Source organism: Dermabacter jinjuensis (assembly GCF_902381725.1).
In the GTDB taxonomy this organism is placed as follows: Bacteria; Actinomycetota; Actinomycetes; order Actinomycetales; family Dermabacteraceae; genus Dermabacter; species Dermabacter hominis.
In genome coordinates this window covers 1,510,143-1,530,303 of record NZ_LR698963.1, presented here as the reverse complement: position 1 = coordinate 1,530,303, position 20,161 = coordinate 1,510,143, and the positions used below count along the sequence as shown (strand labels likewise).

Annotated in this window: 18 protein-coding genes; 6 read left to right on the top strand and 12 right to left on the bottom strand. The window is 61.4% G+C overall.

The genetic code is table 11. The annotated features are described in order from the left end of the window. Positions 1-26: 26 nt before the first annotated feature. From FXY94_RS06760 to FXY94_RS06745, 4 genes are all read right to left on the bottom strand, one after another. Positions 27-869, bottom strand: a complete 843-nt coding sequence (locus tag FXY94_RS06760; RefSeq protein ID WP_016664281.1) for a creatininase — start codon at positions 867-869, stop codon at positions 27-29. Between the two features lie 117 nt (positions 870-986). Further along, positions 987-2,234: an aminopeptidase P family protein gene (locus tag FXY94_RS06755; protein ID WP_016664280.1), complete on the bottom strand. Its 1,248-nt coding sequence runs from the start codon at positions 2,232-2,234 to the stop codon at positions 987-989. Between the two features lie 240 nt (positions 2,235-2,474). After that, the gene (gene cuyB, locus FXY94_RS06750) at positions 2,475-3,224 is read right to left on the bottom strand and encodes a cysteate racemase (RefSeq protein ID WP_016664279.1); all 750 of its coding nucleotides are present in this window, start codon (positions 3,222-3,224) and stop codon (positions 2,475-2,477) included. Further along, positions 3,224-4,534, bottom strand: a complete 1,311-nt coding sequence (locus tag FXY94_RS06745; RefSeq protein WP_016664278.1) for a carboxylate--amine ligase — start codon at positions 4,532-4,534, stop codon at positions 3,224-3,226. Before FXY94_RS06745 ends, cuyB begins: the two co-directional genes overlap by 1 nt. A gap of 306 nt (positions 4,535-4,840) precedes the next feature. Here FXY94_RS06745 and FXY94_RS06740 point away from each other — a divergent pair, with 306 nt between their 5' ends. From FXY94_RS06740 to FXY94_RS06730, 3 genes are read left to right on the top strand one after another with little or no spacing between them, the layout of a single operon-like run. Then, positions 4,841-6,139, top strand: coding sequence for a glycosyltransferase family 4 protein (locus FXY94_RS06740; protein ID WP_147594903.1), 1,299 nt, complete (start codon positions 4,841-4,843; stop codon positions 6,137-6,139). After that, positions 6,136-6,921: a TVP38/TMEM64 family protein gene (locus FXY94_RS06735; protein ID WP_016664276.1), complete on the top strand. Its 786-nt coding sequence runs from the start codon at positions 6,136-6,138 to the stop codon at positions 6,919-6,921. The genes FXY94_RS06740 and FXY94_RS06735 overlap by 4 nt, the downstream gene beginning before the upstream one ends. A 12-nt stretch (positions 6,922-6,933) precedes the next feature. Next, positions 6,934-7,986, top strand: coding sequence for a glycosyltransferase family 4 protein (locus tag FXY94_RS06730; RefSeq protein ID WP_016664275.1), 1,053 nt, complete (start codon positions 6,934-6,936; stop codon positions 7,984-7,986). Here the strand turns inward: FXY94_RS06730 and FXY94_RS06725 are convergent. The 4 genes from FXY94_RS06725 to dnaK form a co-directional block, all read right to left on the bottom strand. After that, positions 7,983-8,417, bottom strand: a complete 435-nt coding sequence (locus FXY94_RS06725; protein WP_016664274.1) for a heat shock protein transcriptional repressor HspR — start codon at positions 8,415-8,417, stop codon at positions 7,983-7,985. The two genes, FXY94_RS06730 and FXY94_RS06725, sit on opposite strands and share 4 nt — an antisense overlap. Positions 8,418-8,450: 33 nt before the next feature. Continuing rightward, positions 8,451-9,446 carry a DnaJ C-terminal domain-containing protein gene (locus FXY94_RS06720; protein WP_016664273.1) on the bottom strand — a complete coding sequence of 332 codons (996 nt, stop codon included), beginning with the start codon at positions 9,444-9,446 and terminating at the stop codon, positions 8,451-8,453. Between the two features lie 136 nt (positions 9,447-9,582). Next, a complete protein-coding gene (locus FXY94_RS06715) occupies positions 9,583-10,230 on the bottom strand; it encodes a nucleotide exchange factor GrpE (protein WP_016664272.1) in 648 nt (215 codons plus the stop codon). Continuing rightward, positions 10,227-12,089, bottom strand: coding sequence for a molecular chaperone DnaK (gene dnaK / locus FXY94_RS06710; RefSeq protein WP_016664271.1), 1,863 nt, complete (start codon positions 12,087-12,089; stop codon positions 10,227-10,229). Before dnaK ends, FXY94_RS06715 begins: the two co-directional genes overlap by 4 nt. A 309-nt stretch (positions 12,090-12,398) precedes the next feature. On the opposite strand from dnaK, the gene FXY94_RS06705 reads away from it, so the two are divergent. Next, on the top strand, positions 12,399-12,959 hold the full coding sequence (locus FXY94_RS06705; protein ID WP_016664270.1) for a methylated-DNA--[protein]-cysteine S-methyltransferase: 561 nt from the start codon (positions 12,399-12,401) through the stop codon (positions 12,957-12,959). A 48-nt stretch (positions 12,960-13,007) separates the two neighbouring features. On the opposite strand, the gene FXY94_RS06700 is transcribed toward FXY94_RS06705, so the two are convergent. Genes FXY94_RS06700 through FXY94_RS06685 form a run of 4 tightly spaced genes read right to left on the bottom strand, consistent with a single transcriptional unit; the run spans position 13,008 to position 16,466 of the window. After that, positions 13,008-13,796, bottom strand: a complete 789-nt coding sequence (locus FXY94_RS06700; RefSeq protein WP_016664269.1) for an amino acid ABC transporter ATP-binding protein — start codon at positions 13,794-13,796, stop codon at positions 13,008-13,010. Next, entirely contained in the window at positions 13,783-14,469 is a 687-nt protein-coding gene (locus tag FXY94_RS06695; protein ID WP_016664268.1) for an amino acid ABC transporter permease, read from the bottom strand. Before FXY94_RS06695 ends, FXY94_RS06700 begins: the two co-directional genes overlap by 14 nt. A gap of 21 nt (positions 14,470-14,490) precedes the next feature. Continuing rightward, positions 14,491-15,294 carry a transporter substrate-binding domain-containing protein gene (locus tag FXY94_RS06690; RefSeq protein ID WP_016664267.1) on the bottom strand — a complete coding sequence of 268 codons (804 nt, stop codon included), beginning with the start codon at positions 15,292-15,294 and terminating at the stop codon, positions 14,491-14,493. Positions 15,295-15,329: 35 nt separating this feature from the next. Next, a complete protein-coding gene (locus FXY94_RS06685; RefSeq protein WP_016664266.1) occupies positions 15,330-16,466 on the bottom strand; it encodes a trans-sulfuration enzyme family protein in 1,137 nt (378 codons plus the stop codon). 280 nt (positions 16,467-16,746) lie between these two features. Between FXY94_RS06685 and FXY94_RS06680 the strand changes: the two genes are divergently transcribed. Both FXY94_RS06680 and FXY94_RS06675 read left to right on the top strand, forming a co-directional pair. Continuing rightward, entirely contained in the window at positions 16,747-17,472 is a 726-nt protein-coding gene (locus FXY94_RS06680) for an ABC transporter ATP-binding protein (RefSeq protein ID WP_016664265.1), read from the top strand. Then, positions 17,469-20,024, top strand: a complete 2,556-nt coding sequence (locus tag FXY94_RS06675) for an FtsX-like permease family protein (RefSeq protein ID WP_016664264.1) — start codon at positions 17,469-17,471, stop codon at positions 20,022-20,024. The genes FXY94_RS06680 and FXY94_RS06675 overlap by 4 nt, the downstream gene beginning before the upstream one ends. The last annotated feature ends 137 nt before the right edge of the window (positions 20,025-20,161 follow it).

The window sequence follows — 20,161 nt, the reverse complement described above, 5'->3', positions numbered from 1 at the left end:
CGTTGAGGGCGGACGCTTGTAAGCGCTTAGGTGAGGTTCAGTTCTTGGAGGAGGTCAGCAGCGATAGCAGAGGCCGCTGCACAAAAGAGCCACTCCCCTTTTTCGCGGCTGGCCCCTCGCGGTGACGAGAGGCAGCCCGTTTCGGGCGTACGCCCCGGTACGACGGGGAGACGGTCGAAGCGAGGAAGATCAGCTGCGGGGTGATCGATCATCAGGGATTCATTCACGAGACTCGGGTAAAGGCGCATCATAAGAGCAGTTTCGAGAACACCCCCGTGCTCGATGTCCCATCCCGGGAAGCCGTCGGGATAGACCTTCGCGAGCGTCGCGTCATCTACATAGTCCCAATAGCTAAGTAAGAGCGCGCTGCGCTCGGAGCCCTGCACGATCCCGAGGTCCCGAAGGGCAAGATCCACGCCTTCGTAGAGGAATTGATAGTTCTCATAGTGTCCGTTGACGAACACCACGCTGCTTACCCCCTGCGCGAAAAAACCGCGCGTGATGTCACGTGCGTAGCTCGTGAGAGTCTCGGCATCGAGGCTAATTGTGCCGGGGAGGTGATTACCCCCGCCGGACTTTTGCTGCGATTTATAGCCGTATACGAACGGCTGCGCGACTTTTACCGGGTCAACGTCACCATGCGCCTTGGCGTTGACGAGATCGCACGCTCCGCGTGCCACGGCGTGCGAGAGAAGTGCGTCGGTACCGAGTGGCATGTGGGGGCCGTGCTGCTCGAGAGCGCCAACGGGGATGAGCACGACGGAGCGCCCTCGACACCACGAGGCATAGTCGGGGGCTGCGGTAAAAGCGAGGTCGCGTTCGGGACGTGGGGATACGGCGGTGTCGAGAATAGTCGGGTCGATGTCCACGGTTGGCTCCTGGAAATGGGGCGGGATGAATCGAATCGGGCGCAACTAACGAAAAAGCGTACGCGGCGCGGCCACGATGCGGTGGCCGCACCGCGTGTTAGCTTAAGATGCGAGACTTCAGGCCGGGATGATGTTCTTCTCCGGGCCGTACGGGAACTTCGTAATGTTCTCTACGCCATCTTCGCCGACCACGAGAATGTCGTGCTCACGGTAGCCACCGGCGCCGGGCTCGCCCTCGGGAATCGTGATCATCGGCTCCATCGACACAACCATGCCGGGTTCGATCACGGTATCGATGTCTTCGCGCAGCTCAAGTCCTGCCTCACGGCCGTAATAATGCGAGAGCACACCGAACGAGTGGCCGTAGCCAAAGGTGCGCTTCGGCAAGAGGCCGTAGCCCACGTAAATCTTGTTCAGCTCAGCGGCGATGTCCTTGCACACCGCACCTGGTTTGATGAGCTCGAGGCCCGCCTCGTGAACCTCCACGTTGATGTCCCAGTATCGGCGTGCTTCGGGGCTCGGCTCTCCCACGAAGAGAGTGCGTTCAAGGGCCGTGTAGTAGCCCGAGGTCATCGGGAAGCAGTTGAGCGAGAGAATGTCGCCCGCCTCAAGCTTGCGCGTGGTCGGCCAGTTGTGCGCGCCGTCAGTGTTGATGCCCGACTGGAACCACACCCACGTGTCACGCACCTCGCGATGCGGGAAAGTCTTCGCGATTTCATGCACCATCGCCTCGGTGCCCGCAAGAGCGACCTCATACTCGGTCACACCGGGGCGAATGGCCTCGCGGATCGCCTCACCGCCGAGGTCGGCGATGCGCGCACCATGCTTGATGACCTCAATCTCTTCGGCGCTCTTAAACATGCGCTGGCGCATTGATTCGAGCGAAATATCCACAAGCTCCGCACCATTGAGGGCATTTTCGAGGCGCCCGCGCAGGAGGGTGGGCAGCGAATCGTCCTCGAGGCCCACGCGCTTTGCACTCACGCCCGCGCGACGGAGGGCCTCGCGGATGCCTTCGTAGTAGTTATCGCGGTTCCAGTCGGTATACACGATGTTGTCACCGTAGCTCGTGCGCCACGGCATGCCCGCATCGATATTGGCGGAGATCGTGCACGTGCTCTCCTGCGTCACGACGAAGGCGTAGTGCCGACCGAAGTACGTGAAGAGAAAGTCGGAGTAGTACTTGATGCCGTGGAAACTCGTGAGCACAACAGCGTCGAGGTCCTTTGCGGCCATGATGTCCCGAAGACCGCTGATGCGGCGTTCCATTTCAGCGTCGGAGAAGGTGAGCTTCTGCTTTTCGCCATTCTGGATGGTCTTGAGGGCTTCGAGTTCGGATACGGAGGTAGCGGGTTTCTCAGTCATGGAGTTCTCCTTAATTCACGCGAAGTCTCGCGGATCGGTACGCAGCGCTGCGTATGTGCGATCGCGCGAATGCGCTGCGTTGAGCATCGTGCGATCGGCGCGGCCGGAGCCCGGCTGCTGTGCTCAAGGGCGCCGGGGCTATCACGTCACGAGGATCTATCTCGCGTTGCGCTAGTGGCAACCCTGTTGCATTACCAGTATGCACCTCTCTGCTGTGAATGTCACAGAAAAGGAAAAACTCTAATGAGCAAAGGCGGGAGTGAGCCGCTTGCCTGTCTTCTTGACCGTCGCCTTCGCGAGCTCACGCAGCGAGTCAACAATGCGCCTGTCGCCTGACATCGATTCCTTGTCGAAGATCAAACTCAGTTCGGTACATCCAAAGATCACCGCACCGGCACCAGCTGCCTCCATTGCGTCGATGATGCCCGAAAGGGCCGGGAGGTCGACGGGGCGGCCGGCTTTGACCTGGTCGTAGATGAGAGAGTTCACGACCTCTTGAACGTCCCGGTCGGGAACCATCGACGCGAGGCCCGCGCGCGCTAGCGCATCCTGGTAAACGTTTGCGTGAATATTGCCTTCAGTCGCAAAGATCGCAACCGGCGAATCCTCTGCTCGGCGCTCACGAAGACGTTTGGCGGCGGCTCGCACGGTGACCTCGACGATGGACAGCAGGTCCACCTGCGCAGTGGAATCGATCGCTTCGGCGTAGTGATGGGCGGTATTGCAGGGCAGCACAAGAAACGACGCTCCCGCATTCTCCAAAAACGCCGCATCGTGGGCAAGCACAGGGCCCGGGTCCTCCGCATGCGCTGCGTCGAGGATATGGCGCGTACGATCGGGGGTACTCGCGTGCTGCATTACGATGCAATCGATGTGGTCCTGGTCCGTTCGAGCAGCGGTCGCTCGCACAAGGACGTCCATGAACACGGCCGTTGCCCCGGGGCCTACCCCTCCAAGTACCCCTACGAAAGGGGTCTGCCACACCGTCATCACTTCTCCCCAGAGGCCTGTACGTCCGCGGTATCGGGCTTGTAGTGAGTGCGGAATTTTTTCACGTAGTTCACGAGAGCCGCGTAGTAGTAAAACCAGCGTTTCGGATCTTTTTCGACTCCGCGATAGTTGAGCGGATTCTTGACGCGCCTCGCTTTGAGTACGCGCTTGAGGATCGCGCGCGATTCGGGATCGCGGGTGTAGTGCTTGACGAGGGCCACCGGCACCACGGTGTAGAGCGTTTCTGGCTGGTCCTGAACAATCTCCCCCGTCTCTCCGAGGGCATCGAGGATGTGCTCGTTGACGTAGTAGGTGACGGGGTTGTGGCCGGCTGCGGTGATGTAGTAGTTCGATCGGCCAAGTCGGGGGTTAAGCTCAAAGAACACGGTTCGGCCCGTTCGCGGATCATACTTGAGGTCGAAGTTCGCGTAGCCGGTCCAACCGAGTTCACTCACAATTTTTTGGGCCTGTGCCACGGCTTCGCGATTGACGCCCGAAACGATCGCTGCGGGATTACCAATGGCGCCGGGAGTGTGCTCCTCGAGCAGCGTCCGCCCCCACGAGGCAAATCGGATACGGGAGTTACGGTCGCAATAGGCGGTGAGGATGCGCATGTTTTGATCGTCGCCGGGAATGAGGTCCTGAACGATGATCGCCTTGCGGTAGCCGGCCCCGTGGATCTTGGCAAAGAGTGAACGAAGATCCTGTTCGTTCGCTACCGTGTGGACCTTGGATTTCCCAACAAAACTCGTTCGCTTCCATGCCGAAACGTCGGCTGGTTTCGCGATTACGGGGTAGTTAAAGGGGAGGTCGAATGATTCAGGCACCCCCGCTGCGAGGTCGACGATCACCGTTTCGGGGTGGTCAACACCGAGCTTTTCGCACAGGCGCGTGAAGTTGTTCTTCTCGGTGCCGGCCTCGAACGCCTCGAGGCCCACGTACGGCACGATCCACGCGGGATCCATTGCTCCCAGCTCATCGCGGACACGGATGATGGATTTGACCGTGGCATCGGCGGAACCCAAAAGGATGACCTGAGCGTTCGGCCGCTCAGCCCCGATTTTCTCGGCAATTGCTGTGAGCGACGGTGCGAGCACGCCAGGGTCCATGGGATCCTCGCACAGCACGTTGTCGATAATCGCGCTCCTCGCGATCTGCCATCCAAGTTTCGCGCTCACAACGATCGACTTGACCCCGTACGCCTCGTGAAAGGCTCGCGCGAGTGAGTATGCGCCGATGTCACCCCCGACGATGACCGGTTGTATATCGAGCGCGGCCGCCGCTTCCGGCGAATTTTCCGTGTGCACCATAGCCGCGACTATATCGAGCCTCAAGCCCTCAGTTGCGTTCCCGCGCGCGTGACTTCGCGCAACTGAGGCTTTTCTCCCCGCACGCAATTCCGGGAAAACTCCGGGATGGCGTTCACCGCCCCGAAACACAGGGCACATAGTCTCGAGGTGCGAAGCGTTGTGGCCATGCGCCCGCCTGCGGGTTTGCGGGCCTCGCTTGCCGGCGGGGCCTCAGCCCCGTGGCTCGAGCAATATCAGTCTCGAGGATGATTGAGTCGATCCTCCAGACCGATGCGTCCACAGGCCTCCGCGACTCACGATGGAGACATGATGATGCACAGAAGTGAACGAGCACCCCTCAAGGTCCTCATTACAACCGACTGGTACGAGCCGGTTGTCAACGGGGTCGTGACGAGCGTTCTCACGCTCAAAAAGCAACTCGAGATGCTCGGGTGCGACGTACGAGTGCTGACTCTCGCAGAGTCCCTACGGTCGTCGTCGCGCGATGGCGTGTATCGCCTCGCATCGCTCAACGCTTCCATGTTTTACGATCACGCCCGCATTTCTGTGCTCCCCAACCGGAAGATCCGCCGGGAGATCGAGCAGTGGCACCCGGATGTTATTCATTCGCAGTGCGAGTTCTCGACCTTCCTATGGGCCAGAACGATCGCCAAGGCGCTCGACATCCCGATCGTGCACACCTATCACACGATTTACGAGGATTACACCCACTACTACGCGCCCACGAAAACCATGGGCAAGAAGATGATCACGGCCTTCTCGAAGAAGTTTTGCGAGCAGGTCAGTGCGGTGATCACGCCGACGGCAAAGGTCGAGAGGCTTCTTCGCGGCTACGGCGTCACACAGCCCATCGCCGTGATCCCCACGGGTCTCGATCTCTCGCGTTTCCACGCCGCTGAGACGAACGAGGACCTCGAGCGCAGCCGCGAGATTCGCCGCGAGCTTGGTATCGCTGAAGGCACGAAAGTTCTCCTGTCGGTGTGCCGTCTTGCGAAAGAAAAGAGCGTCGACGACGTGCTGCGCCACCTTGCAAAGGCCCGCCCCGCCGAAACCGTTTTCGTGCTGGTCGGTGACGGCCCGTCACGTAACGAACTCGAGGACCTCGTCGACCACCTCGGGATCAGGGATATGGTGCGTTTCGCGGGTTTCCGCGCTCCCGAGGAAGTCGCCGACTACTACCGCATGGCAGATCTCTTTGTTTCTGCCTCGCTCAGCGAAACCCAGGGCCTCACGTTCATCGAGGCCATGGCATGTGGAGTCCCGCTCCTGTGCCGCAAGGATGACTCGCTCGACGGCGTGATCCTCGAAGGTAAAACTGGTTACACCTACGGGGACTCGACCCAGTTCGCCGCGCGCCTTGCCGACATCCTCGAAGACGATGCGCTGCGTGCCCGCATGGCAGCCTGCGCCGCCAAGCGCGCCGCCACAGTTTTCTCGGCGGAAGCTTTTGGACGATCCGCCAAAGAGGTCTACGAAAAGGTGCTCGCAAGCGTCGGAACCGGGCGCCGCCGCAGCCCGCTGAGCCTGAAGATTTCCACCCACCGCGAGAGCGTTACAAAGACGCCTCACCCCACGACCAATGGAGAAGAGCGCCTGGCCGCATGAGTGCACACGAGGACACCACGACCGCACCGACCGAAGACTCCTCGCCAGCGTTCCCGGGGGCCGAGAAACTTCCGTTCACTCCTACGGAACGTTCACGCACCAATATCGCTCCCGCGATCGAACCGCGTGAGGGGATGAGTGCGAAAGAGCACCATCAGTCGCGCTTCGGTGAGCACACCGCCGAACGCGTCACCGCCCACAAGAAGGCCATTCAGATCGCGGTCAAGGTCATGCCGTTCGTAGGGCTCGCGTTCTCGATCGGCCTCGTTGCGTGGGGTATCAAGACCGGCACGCTCGAGTCCCTCGATTCTCTTCAGGCGTACATCGACTCGCTCGGGATCTGGGGACCGATAGGTTTTATGGCAGCGAGCTTCGCCTCGGTGATGTTTCCCATCATCCCTGCCGGTCTCCTCGTGATCGCTGCTCCGATCCTGTTCGGGCCGATCGAGGGCACAATCTATAACTGGCTCGCGGTGTGCGCCGGCTCGCTCACCAATTTTATTGTGGCGCGCCAGGTGGGCATGGCTCTCATCGAGGCAATGTTTAGCGAGAAGACGATCGAAAAGTACCTCGGGTGGACGCGAAAATCCGGTTTCACGACATTATTCGCAGCTGCGATCGTGCTGCCCATCGCCCCGGATGACCTCCTCTGCTACCTCGCGGGCACGACGAAAATGAAGTTCTCGACGTACACGTGGATCATCCTCCTGGGTAAGATCCCCACCCTCGTGGCATACGGGCTCGGCATTAGCGCGCTCGTGACCAATCTCCTCCCCTGGTAAGAGGGCACGTACATGGCGAAACCACGCATTCACGCATTTTCAAAAGCCGACTCCGTCGCGGGCCAGGGGGTGGGAAGCGCCTATCTTGAGCAGGTTGCACTCATCAGCGCAGAGCTCGGCGACGAATTCGACATCAACCCGCGAGCCCGCCTCGGAAGCTTCGGCGACATCAACCATTTCCATTCCATCAATCCGGAGTATCGCGCTGCGATCCCCCTCGCCAAGCGGCGTGGGGCGACGCTCGCCCACGTGCACTTTATTCCGGAGACCGTCGATGATTCGATCGCGATGCCGAAGCCGGCGCGCTGGGCGTTCTACCGCTACATGCTGAACTTCTACCGCGCTACGGATACGCTCGTCACGGTCAATCCCTGGTTCATCACAGCGCTCGAAAGCACATACGGATTCGATCCGTCCCGCATTACTTTTATCCCGAATTTCGTCTCGGAGGAACAGTTCCATCCTCTCGAGAGAAACGAGAGCATCGCCCAACGACGACGGGCCTGGGGCGCAGACGACACTCGCTTCGTGGTCATGTGCGCAGGCCAGCTGCAAACCCGCAAGGGATTCTTTGATCTTCTCGACGTTGCACGCGCAATGCCTGAGGTGCTCTTCGTGTGGGCCGGGGATTTTTCTTTCGGTCGCATCACGAGCGGCTACGAACAAATCAAAAAGGCAAAAGAGAATCTCCCCGCGAACGTCAAGCTCATTGGACTTGTGCCGCGCGAGGAGATGAATGAGTGCTTCAACGCCGCGGATGCATTTTTCCTGCCAAGCTACGAGGAGCTCTTTCCCATGACGATTCTCGAAGCCATGGCAACCGACACCCCCATCGTGGTTCGGGACCTCGTGTACTACGAAGGCGTGCTGTTCGATCACGCGACGCGCGTTCAGGCCGGGCGCGGCGAGATCGACGGGTTCGTCGAGGCCCTCACGAGGCTGAAGGACTCCCCCACCGTTTACGCGAAAGCCCAGCAGGCCGCGCGCGAAGGCGCCGCCCGCTATTCGAGGGCGTCGGTCGCCGAGCAGTGGCGCGAGTTCTACCGGAGCCAGCTCACGCGTTAGCGCGGACCTTCGGGTCTCCACACGACAAGCGCACCCGCTTGGCGGCGACGCGGCCGCTGACCGCGGCGCATCGCTTCGACTTCACCGGTTTGCGAGGTCGCGAAGATCCTCGTGTCGCGCTTGCGCTGTGCGTCGCGTTCCTCGGTCAGTTCGTCGAGTTGCGCGCGCAGCCGCTCCACTTCGTTTTGAAGCTCAAAGATGCGCTTGATACCCGCGAGGTTGATGCCTTCCTCTTGCGAGAGGGCTTGGACTTGCCTCAACTGCGCGATGTTCCATGCGCTGTAGCGTCGCCCGCGCCCGCTCGTACGCTGCGGCGACACAATCCCAAGCCGATCGTAGGTGCGTAGGGTTTGCGGGTGCATCCCCGTAAGCTCGGCCGCGACCGAGATGACGAAGACTCCCGCGTGCTCATCGAAACGTGACGGTGCCATGTCTCCTCCTTCTCGTGGCCGTCGGTCGTGGTGCTACCGGGTGGCGTTCTCCGCAAAATCCGCCCGGGGGTCGAACTCGCTCGTCGCCTCGGCGAAGTCGCGAAGGGCGCGCTCGGCGGTTTCACTGAGCGTATCGGGAAGCGCAATCGTAAGCGTCACGAGCAGATCACCCGTGCCCTTCTTGGCCCGTACGCCCTTCCCTTTGGCACGCAGGGTGCGCCCGGATGGAGTGCCGGCGGGCACCTTGAGCTTCACGTTTGAGCCATCGATAAGGGGCACGCTTATGGTCGTGCCGAACGCGGCTTCGGCGGCGGTGACAGGGACGTTTACCCGCAGGTTAATCCCGTCCATGGTGTAAAGCGGGTGGGGTGCAACCTTCGCGGTCAGCATGAGGTCTCCGGGGGCGCCACCGTTCGCCGACGCTTGCCCTTTGCCCCTGAGCCGAATCTTCTGTCCGTCGTGAACGCCCGCGGGAATACGGGTAGTGATGTTCCGACCGCCCGCGCTAAACGACACCTCGGTTCCGAGCACTGCGTCGCGGAAGCTGAGCTTAACGCTTGCGCTCACGTCGGCGCCTTTTTGAGGTGCTTGGCGCCCAAAGCCGCCGTTCGGCGAGAAGCCTGCACGGCCCTGACCCCCGCCGAAGCCGCCTCCGCCAAACATTCCCATGAGGTCTTCGATGTTGACGCCGCCCGCGCCACCACCGAAACCACCGCCGGTAAAGGCACCGAAGAGGTCCTCAAATCCGCCGCCGGCTGCACCACCGGGGCCCGAGGCGAAGCGCGCACTGCCCGCGCCCATCGCGCGGATCGCGTCGTACTGCTTGCGCTGCTCCGCGTCGCTCAGGATCGAGTAGGCCTCGCCCACTTCCTTGAAGCGTTCTTCCGCCGCGGCATCCCCGGGATGCCTGTCCGGATGCAGCTCCTTCGCCTTCTTGCGATAGGCCTTCTTGATTTCTGCTGCGGAGGCGTCCTGGGAGACGCCGAGGATCTTATAAAAGTCCTTGCTCAGCCATTCCTGCTGGCTCATGGTGTCTCCTCGTCAAAAGTTTGAATCTATGGAGCGAGGCGGCGGTGCGTGTGCCCGCCGCCTCGCGGTGTGCTGGTGGCGTCGGCCCGCCCCGTTCCACTGTCACGTGTCGGGAGGGGCCGACGTTTGCCCTGCCTTAGTTGGGGCCGACCGTGCCCACGCGCGCCGGGCGCAGGACACGTTCCCCCATCATGTAGCCCGGCTGCATGATGACCTCAAGGCTCGTCGCCTCGACATCACCGCTGCTTGAGTGCATGAGTGCCTCGTGCTTTTCGGGGTCGAACTCTTCGCCGACCTCGCCGTAGCGAACGAGACCGTGCGCACCGAGTGCTTCCTCGAGTTTGCTCGTGATCGAGGCAAACGGCGTGCCCTCGGCGATATCCCCGTGCTGCCGAGCGAGCTCGATGTCGTCGAGGACGCTAAGCAGCGATGTGAGGACCTTTGCGACGGCCTGCTGCTGACCCACGACGGCGCTCTGTTCGATGCGCCTGCGCGAGTTCACGTATTCGGCCTGGTCGCGCTTGAGCTGCTCTTCGAGCTCGTTCACTTTCGCTTTGAGGGCTTCGGTCTCGGCGACAGCACTCTCGTAGAGGGCTCCGGCCTCGGCGGAGAGATCGTCGACCTCGGCGCTCTCGGGCGTTTCAGTGCTGTTCGCGCCCGCCGCGTCGGGCGCAGGAGTTTCCTCCGGCGCGCCGTCGGTTGGCTGCTCGTTCATGTCTGGCTCCTCGCCTTTCGTGGACGTGCGCTTATCGGTGAACGTGAACGGTTTGTCGTTCTCGCTCACTTGTCGTCCTCATCGTCAACGATCTCGGCGTCGACAACGTCGTCGTCTTCGCCCGAGGCAGCGTCGGCCGAATCCGCGCCTTCGGCGTTACCTGCCTGCTCGGCCTGAGCGGCCGAGTAGATCGCGGTGCCGACAGCCTGGAGCTTCTCGCTCAGTGCTTCGCGTGCGGCTTCGAGGTCGCTCGTCGAGGCATCTTCCTTGGCGAGGGTTTCCTTGGCCTCCTTGATCGCGTCTTCAGCTGCGGTCTTGTCGGCGTCCTGGATCTTGTCGCCGTTGTCCTTGAGGAGCTTGTCGCCCTGGTAGGTGAGCTGCTCGAGGGTGTTGCGAGCGTCAGCGTTCTTGCGGCGCTCGGCGTCCTCGGCGGCGTGTGCCTCGGCGTCCTTCACCATGCGGTCGATCTCTTCGTCGGAGAGACCCGAGCCACCCGTGATCTGGATCGACTGCTCGTTGCCGGTGCCGCGGTCCTTCGCGGACACGTTCACGATGCCGTTGGAGTCGATGTCGAAGGTCACCTCGATCTGAGGCATGCCGGCGGGGGCCGGTGCAATTCCGGAGAGCTCGAAGGTGCCGAGCAGCTTGTTGTCGCGCGTGAACTGGCGCTCACCCTGGTAGACCTGGATCGCGACCGAGGGCTGGTTGTCGTCAGCGGTCGAGAAGACCTCGGAGGTCTTGGTCGGGATCGCCGAGTTGCGCTCGATGAGCTTCGTCATGAGCCCGCCCTTGGTTTCAATGCCGAGCGAGAGCGGCGTGACGTCCATGAGAAGCACGTCCTTGCGGTCGCCCTTGATCACTGCGGCCTGGAGCGCGGCGCCGTAAGCCACGACCTCGTCGGGGTTGACACCCTTGTTGGGCTCCTTGCCGGTGAGCGAGGTGACAACCTCGGTCACGGCCGGCATACGGGTCGAGCCACCCACGAGGATCACGTGGTCGATGTCGGAAACCGAAACGTCGGCGTCTTTGATGACCTGGTGGAACGGTGCCTTCGTGCGCTCGAGCAGGTCGCTCGTGAGCTCCTCGAAGTGGGAGCGCGTGAGCTTCTCGTCGAGGTGGATCGGGCCGTTTTCACTCATCGAGAGGTACTGGAGCGAAATGTTGGTCGAGGTCGAGCTCGAGAGCTCCTTCTTGGCCTGCTCAGCGGCTTCCTTGAGGCGGTGCAGTGCGATGCGATCCTTCGAGAGGTCCACGCCGTCCTTGTTCTTGACCTGGCTCACGAGATAGTCGACGACGCGCTGGTCCCAGTCGTCGCCACCGAGGCGATTGTCACCCGCGGTCGCCACGACCTGAATGGCCGAGCCGTCCTCATCCTTCGAGATCTCGAGGAGGGAGACGTCGAACGTGCCGCCACCGAGGTCGAACACGAGGATGCGCTCGTCGTCCTTGCCCTTTTCGAGACCGTACGCGAGTGCGGCGGCGGTGGGCTCGTTGATGATGCGCAGGACGTTGAGGCCCGCGATCTGGCCGGCGTCCTTCGTGGCCTGGCGTTCCGCGTCGTTGAAGTAGGCGGGAACGGTGATGACCGCGTCGGTCACGGTCTGGCCGAGGTAGGACTCAGCATCACGCTTGAGCTTGCCGAGGGTTCGGGCCGAGATCTCCTGCGGGGTGTATTTCTTGTCGTCAACTTCGGTCGTCCAGTCGGTGCCCATGTGGCGCTTGACAGACGAGTACGTACGGTCAACGTTGGTCGCGGCCTGGCGCTTAGCGACTTCACCGACGAGGACTTCGCCGGACTTCGAGAAGGCCACAACCGAGGGGGTTGTGCGAGCGCCTTCGGCGTTCGCGATAACGGTGGGTTCGCCACCTTCGAGAACGGCGACAACAGAGTTGGTGGTGCCGAGGTCGATTCCTACTGCCTGTGACATAAGTGTTCTCCTTCCGCGTGTGCGGCCGGTGGATTCCTGTGGTGGCCGCACCGCTATCAACTTGGCTGTGCTCAAGAACGCGATTAGTCAACGCTCCCCAAAGTTGGGTTGTCAATCGACGTATCACTCAACTTGAGTTCACTAGACTCAACTCTTCTGCTGGCGAGCTTATTCCACAGATTTCTACATATGCCTCACGTCACATTGTGTGCGCGCTTGCGCCCATAAAAGGGTTCCAAGGCGCGCGTGCCACAATCGAGGTTGCGCCTTTGCGCCAACCCCGCCCTCGAGCCACGGAAAGAAGCGGTCATGCCCACACACTGCGCCGACCCCCTCTCGCTCGAATTCGTCGAAACCCCTTCGCCCATAGGCACACTTCTCTTCGCGGCAACGTCACGCGGGCTCGTGCGCATCGCCTTCGAAAGTGACGACCTCGAGGCCATGAAGGCCCTTACCGAAGCACAGCTACGCAAAGCCGCGCACGCCTCAGTTCAGGCACCCGCATTCGAGCCCCACGAGGTGCTTAGCGCGGCTAAGGATCAGATCCTCGATTTTCTCGACGGCAACCGTCGGACCTTCAGCTTCCCGCTCGACCGCTCCCTTTCCCAGGGGTTTCGCCGCGCGGTGCATGAGGCAATTGAACAGATTGGCTTCGGCGAGCGGCAAAGCTACAAGTGGGTCGCAGAGCGTGCCGGCAACCCTAAAGCGGTGCGCGCAGTGGGCACGGCTTGCGGCACAAATCCCCTCCCGATCGTGGTCCCGTGCCACAGGGTCATAAAATCCAACGGCAGCCTTGGCGGCTTTAGCGGCGGGATCGAGAAAAAGCGTTTCTTGCTCGCGCTCGAGGAGGGCGGCGCGCCACGTGCGTGACGCCGAGAAAGTGGCAACCATCGGCCCTTCCCCTACCGTTTCGAACTCCTAGACGGACCCCACGACGCTCACAAAACGCTTGAGGCGCTCATCCTCAGAATTGAAGAAGTGCTCGGGATCGCCGTTGAAGAGGATCTTTCCTTCCTCAACAAACACGACGCGGTCGGCAACGCTTCGCGCAAACTGGAGCGAATGCGTCACAACGACGAGGGTGCGGTGCTCGCTCGCGAGAGACGAGAGCACCGCGATAACCTCGGCGGCAAGCTCCGGATCAAGCGCAGACGTCGGTTCGTCGAACAGGAGATAGTCGGTGCTCAAAGCAAGAGCGCGGGCGATTGCAACCCGCTGCTGCTGACCGCCAGATAGTCGCGCGGGATAGGCGTCGATCTTGTCCGCAAGCCCCACGCGCTCGAGGGCGCGAATACCCCTCTCACGAGCGTGGGCCTTCGACATCCCGCGCGACGTGATCGGCGCAAGCGTCACGTTCTGAAGAGCCGTGAGGTGCGGAAACAGGTTGAACTGCTGGAACACCATGGTCGAGTGACGCCTGATTTCGCGGACCTTCTGATCCGAAAGCTTGCCGCTCACGTCTATCGGGCCGCTTCCGAAATCAAGCGTGCCCTCATCCGGCTTTTCGAGAAGGTTGATGGAACGCAAAAGCGTGGATTTACCCGAGCCCGAGGGGCCGAGCAGAACGGTCGTGCGCCCCGGCTCGATGTCGAGGTCGATGTGATCGAGTGCGGTAAGCGCACCAAAACGCTTCGTGATCGAGCGCAGCCTCAGTGGGCTGCGTGCCTCACCCGCATTGAGGTCAGCAGAGGTCTCAGTCGCGCTCAACGTACACGCTCGCTTTCTTTTCTAGCCACGCCTGCACGAGACTCAGCACGGAAATAAGGACAAGGTAAATCGCCGCTACGAGGACGTAAAGATAGAACGGCTCGAACGTTGCGGCCGCTCGCTGCTGCGCCACCATGAACATGTCGAGCAGCGTAATCGTCGAGACGAGGCTCGTGCCCTTCACGAGGTCAATGAAGTCATTACTGAGCGGCGGGAGCGCAATGCGGAACGCCTGCGGGGCAATCACCTTGAGGAACGTCGTGCGGCGATCGAGATCGAGCGTCGCCGCCGCCTCGTACTGGCCGCGCGGGATTGAGAGGATTGACGCGCGCACCGCCTCGGAAGCGTAGGCCCCACTGTTCAAGGCGAGGGTTCCGACGGCTGCAGTCCACGGGTCGAGCACGAGCGATGGGACGAGCTTCGGCAGTCCGTAAAACACGATGAAGAGCTGCACGAGCAGAGGTGTTCCGCGAAACACCCACACGTACAGCCACGCGATCGCCTTGAGCGGACGGAAGCGCGAAAGTCTCGCGCTGGCCGTGATGATGGCCAGCACGAGGGCGATCGCAAAAGCGATGAGCGAGAGAGGGATCGTGACCTTGAGGGTCGCGAGGAGCATGGGGCCAATCGCCCCTGCCCACACCTCTAGGGCTCGCGAAAAATCAACATTCACGAGGGAATCTCCGTGGGGCGCTTAGTTCTTGGGAGTGAGGTCAAGCCCGAGCCAGTCCTTGTCGATCTTTGCGATCGTGCCATCGTCGAGGAGCTCGGTAATAGCCTTGTTGATCTTCTCGGTGAGAGGGCTGCCCTTCTTGAGCGCCCCGGCGATGAGAACCTCGGTTTCAAGCTTCTCGTCCAGGACCTTGATCGGCGCGTCGGGGTGTTCCTCAAGATAGGTGTCGAACGCAACGACCTCGTTCGCCGTGACGTCGGCTCGGCCGGTCGAGACAAGTTCGACCGATTCGGCGAAGCCCGGGGATGCGACAATTTCGGCGCCGGCGTCCGTCATGACCTGCCCCCAGTTTGAGGTTGTCGTCTGCGCCGCGCGGCGCCCCTTGACATCGGCGAGAGACATGATGTCCGAGCCCTCCGGGACGCCAAGGCGACCCTGGGTCTGTGCATAGGGAACAGTAAGGTCAAAAGCTTTCTTGCGCTCATCGGTCACAGCGACGTTGTTCATGACGACGTCGTACTGCCCGGCATCGAGGCCAGCAAGCAAGCTGTCCCATTTCGCCTCGATGTATTGGACCTTCTTGCCGATCTTCTCGGCGATCGCCTCGACGATGTCGATCTCGAAGCCCACGAGCTTTCCGGAGTCATCGTGGAAGTTGTACGGCTTGTACACGCCCTCAACACCAACCTTGAGCACGCCCTCTGCGGAGCCCGAGCCACCGGCCTGCTTTCCATCATCGGACGAGCCGCATGCGGCAAGGGCCAGGGCGGCAGCAGAAATGCCGGAGGTCGCAAGGATTGAACGGCGCGAAATGGAACGAGACATAGTGAGCTCCTTTATGAGAGTGATGGGGAAAGTGGCTACTTCTGCGCGGCGTCGAGCGCCTTGGCAAAGTCAGCCAGGAGGTCGTCGATATTCTCGATGCCCGCGCTGAAGCGCACGAGGCCATCGGTGATGCCAGCACGGTCGCGTGCGGCTTGCGTCATGCCGTCGTGGCTCATCGTCGCCGGGATCGACAGAAGCGATTCGACTCCTCCGAGACTCACGGCGAACGAGGGGATTTCGAGCGCATGGAGGAATTTCTTGAGGTCGTAGCCTTGCGCGAGTTCGAATGAGAAGACGGCGCCGATACCTTTGGCTTGACGCTCGTGAACCTCCCGTTCAGCCTCGCTGAAGGACCCGGCTGAGAGCACCGTCTGGACTGCGGGGTGATCGCTCAAGAAGGCAACGAGCTTCTCAGCGTTTTCTTGCTGACGGGCGATGCGCAGCGGAAGAGTCTTGATGGCCTGGAGAAGCCGGAAAGAGGTCAATGGCTCGAGCACCCCACCGAAGACCTTCTGGCTGAGGCGAATATTCTCGGCGAGCTCGTCATCATTCGTCGTGACAGCACCCGCAAGGAGGTCGCTGTGGCCGCCGAGGAACTTGGTCGCGGACTGAACGACGAGGTCCGCGCCGAAGTCGAGGGGCCGCTGGAGGACCGCGGTCATGAATGTGTTGTCGATGACGAGGAGAGCGCCGTGCGCGTGCGCGAGCTTCGCGAGGCGCTCGATATCGACGACGCGCAGCGTGGGGTTGCCGGGTGATTCGACGAAGATCATGCGCGTGTTCTCGCTCAGGTCTTCGCTCGTAATAGAACCGAGGTCGTCGAAGAACGTGCCCGTCAAGCCAGCGCGAGGGAAGATCTTTTCGACGTAGCGGAAGGTGCCGCCATACACGTTGGATGAAAAGAGCACTTCGTCACCCGGGCTCAAGAGGCTGAAAACCGAACTCACTGCGGCCATCCCGGTCGCAAAAGCGAATCCGTGCTTCGCTTCCTCAATGCTCGCAATGACCGACTCGAGGTCGGCTCGCGAAGGATTCGAGCCGCGCTGATAGGCGTAGTCTCCGCTCACTGAGTCGATATCGAGTTCGAAGGTCGAGGAGAGGTGGACGGGCGGCACAACCGCCCCAAACTCGCTCTTGCGCGGCGCAAGAATGGCCCGGGTGTCAATATGCATGTCTCTCCACAGTCCTTCCGTAACTCGGGTTGCTGGGCACACAAGCGCTAACAATAGCTTATGTACCCCATAAGCATGTCAATACTAGGGGTCCCGCTGGCGAAAACCAAAAAATCTGTGACGAACTATGACGCTCCAAAAGTCGCAATCCCCCTCAATCTCACGTATGAGATCCCCTCGGAACATCCACGCCTCGAGACTGTTGCCTCAGCGCATATGCTCGCGAAGAATAAGAGATGTCTGACCGATCACATCATCCCGGACATCCAGAGGAGTACCCATGTCCACAACCGTTCCCCCCTCTCCCGTCGCCGTCAGCGCGCGCGAGGTCACCAAAACCTACGGAAGCGGCAGCAACCAAGTGACCGCTCTCAACGCAGTCGGGCTCGACATCCGTGCCGGAGAGTTCACCGCGATCATGGGAGCCTCGGGCTCCGGAAAATCGACTCTTCTCCACTCACTCGCCGGTCTCGATTCAATCGACTCCGGGACGATCGTGGTTGAGGGCGTCGACATCACTCAGCTCTCGGACTCGCAACTCACAACCCTCCGCCGCGACCGAATCGGATTCGTCTTCCAATCGTTCAACCTGTTGCCCATGCTCACGGCGAAGGAGAACATTCTTCTCCCGCTTGAACTCGCCGGTCGCAAGGTGGATGAGCAGTGGTTCGGGATGCTTGTGCAGCGCTTTGGCCTCGCCGAGCGCCTCGGGCACCGCCCCAGTCAGCTCTCGGGTGGCCAGATCCAGCGCGTCGCGCTGACGCGCGCACTCGTCACGCGCCCCGCCGTGATTTTTGCCGATGAACCCACCGGCAACCTCGACTCGGCCTCGACCGAGGCCGTACTGAGCTTCTTGCGTGAGAGCGTCGACGTTCTCGGCCACACCGTCGTCATGGTGACGCACGAAGACGACGCTGCACACAGGGCAGATCGAATCCTTCGCATGCATGACGGCCGAATCGTCGCCGATGAGTACGTCGGCCAGAAAGCGGTGCAGGCACAGTGAGTACCCTGAAACTTCAGCCGCGGCGCAGGCACCTCGCCGCCACCATCACGATTGCGCTTACGAGCGCCTTCATTGCCATTGCTGTTCTCGCCGTCGGATTTGTGGGCGAAGCTGTCAAAGCCCAGGTCACGGGACCCGTTCAGGGGGCTAGCGCCCTCGTACAGCCAGCTTTTACAACGGAGGGCGATGCCGCTTCCGCCTCGCCCGAGGCCATTGGGAAGGTGGACGGTGCCGACGGCGCATTTTATAAGACTGACAACACGTTCGCGATCGCACTCGACGAGGGGGAGACAGGCAAAGAGAACCCACTCGATTCCAAGGGGACGTTTGTCAAGGTAGACACGGTTCGCCCCGGCGTTGATGCCCACTACGTCGAAGGCAAAGCCCCCAGTGGAGACCACGAGGTTGCCGTCGATACGTCGTTCGCCAAAAAACGCAATCTGAAGGTTGGAAGCCAGATTGGGGTCCAGTCGCTCGACTCCGGCCAGACGCTTACCTTCACCGTCGCTGGCATTAGCAGGCCGCAGCTCGCGCAGGTCCTCAATCCCGGGGGCACCCTCACATTCGGCACCGCGGGCATCGACACCCTCACGGCTCTTGGAGGGGATGCCTCCGAAAAAGCCTCCGACTACTACACGATCGCCGTCGTCGCCAAGCCCGGCGTGAGCGAAGAAGAGTTGGTGAGTAACCTCAAGGCTGCCGGGTACGACGCCGCGACTGTCACGGAATTCCTGGAGGAGGCGAATCTCATGGCGTTGACAGTCGTGACCATGCTCTCGGCTCTTCTCGCAGGATTCGTCCTGATCGCTATTGCGACGAGCGCGCTCGTCGTGACGAACTCGTTCGCCGTGACGATGGCGCAGCGCAGGCGATCGTTCGCTCTCGCGCGTGCGCTCGGCGCGAAACGCCGCCAGGCGATGTGGGCGATCGTTCGCGACGCACTACTCGTCGGGATTATCGGCTCGATTCTCGGCATTGTTCTCGCGTACCTCGCCTGGTGGGCGCTCCTTCTCGTGGGCCGCTTCACCTATTCCGAGGCTTTGCCTGTCGTCCCGGGATTGAATATCTTCGCGATTCTCATCCCGATCCTCGCCTCTCTCATCCTCGCGGTCTGTGCATCGGTGTTCCCGGCTATCAGCGCGTCTCGCGTGAAGCCTCTCGAGGCACTGCGCCCCGCAGAGATCGCCTCCGGTAAGCACGCGTCGCTGATTCGCACGATCTTCGCTTCGGCGGTTGTTGCGCTCGGTGTTGTTGTCTCACTCGGCTCGTTCGTCGTCGAAATTGTCCTCAAAGACAGCGAGTTCATGATCCTGATTTCCATGCTGTGCGCGTTCTTCGGATGCCTCACGATTCTTGTCGGTGTGATCGGGCTGCTGCCGGCGCTCATCCCGCCGGTGGCGAAACTCGGCAACGCACTCGCCTCCGCCCTCGGTTTCACGAGCGCACGCTTCGCATTTTTGAACCTTGCGCGACATCCGAAACGCACGGGCATCACGATGTCGGCGCTCATCATTGGCACCACTCTCATGGCGACAATGGCCTCCGGTGCGGTGACCGCTCAAAACACATTCGAGCATGACATCACTGACCGCGTCCCTGTCGACACCATCATTGCCGCCACCGACCTTCCCGCTGGTTTCCTCGAGAAGGTTCAAAAGACCGAGGGTGTGGACACCGCACGCCAGGTCCCCACGGCAGAACTGCCATTCGACGCGGGCGCGATGACCGTATACGCCCCCTCGGCGGAGGACCTGCAGGAGGTTGCGACGTCGGACTCGATCGAGGTTCCACCGCCCGGAGAGCTGCACATGGGCAAGGCTCGCGCGGAACGGTTCCATGTTCACGACGGCGAGACGGTCACTGTCAACGCGAATGATGGAAGTGCACGCGAAGTCACCGTCCGTGTCAAGGGGAAACTGTCAATTTCCCTGGTGGCCCCCGAAACCCTCGATGGGCTTGGGATCGATGTAGGCAAAGCGGTCTTCGTCAAGTTTGCCGCTCCTGATTCTCCACAGAGGGCTCACACCACGTCGATCCAACTCACCGGCGCGCTGAGTGAACTTTCTAATCAGCTGCCTCCCGAGACCGTCACGGCACAGTCCTTCGATGGGGCTCAGCGCGAGGTGATGGCAACGGTGATCCAGACGCTCCTCACGATCACCGTCGCGCTCCTTGCGGTTGCCGTCGTGGTCGCGATCGTCGGCGTCGCGAACACTCTCAGCCTGAGCGTGATCGAGCGTTCAAGCGAGTACGCCCTGATGCGTGCGCTCGGCACCTCGAAGGGCGCGATCCGCGCGATGCTCGTATGGGAAGGTATTTTCATTGCCTTCCTGGGCTCACTCGTTGGCGTGCTTCTAGGTACCGCTTTCGGAATGCTCGGCGTGCGCTCACTTCTCGCGGGTGAGTTCGACTTCTACCCGGCAATTCCGTGGCTGTATCTCCTCATGATTCTGCTCGCCGGGCTCATCGCAGGCGTTCTCGCTTCAATTCTGCCCGGAATGCGGGCGAGCGCGACGGCACCGGCCCAGGCGCTCGCGCAGCGAGACGAGTAGGCATCAGCGTCACACCATAGGGCGGCCGCTCTCATGCGCGGCACGGGCGGGAAGCAGTGCGTGCACACTGGTTCCCGCCCGTCTTTTGCGTCAATGCGGAAACGCCCAGGGGCAAAACCACAACGAGGCCACTCGGC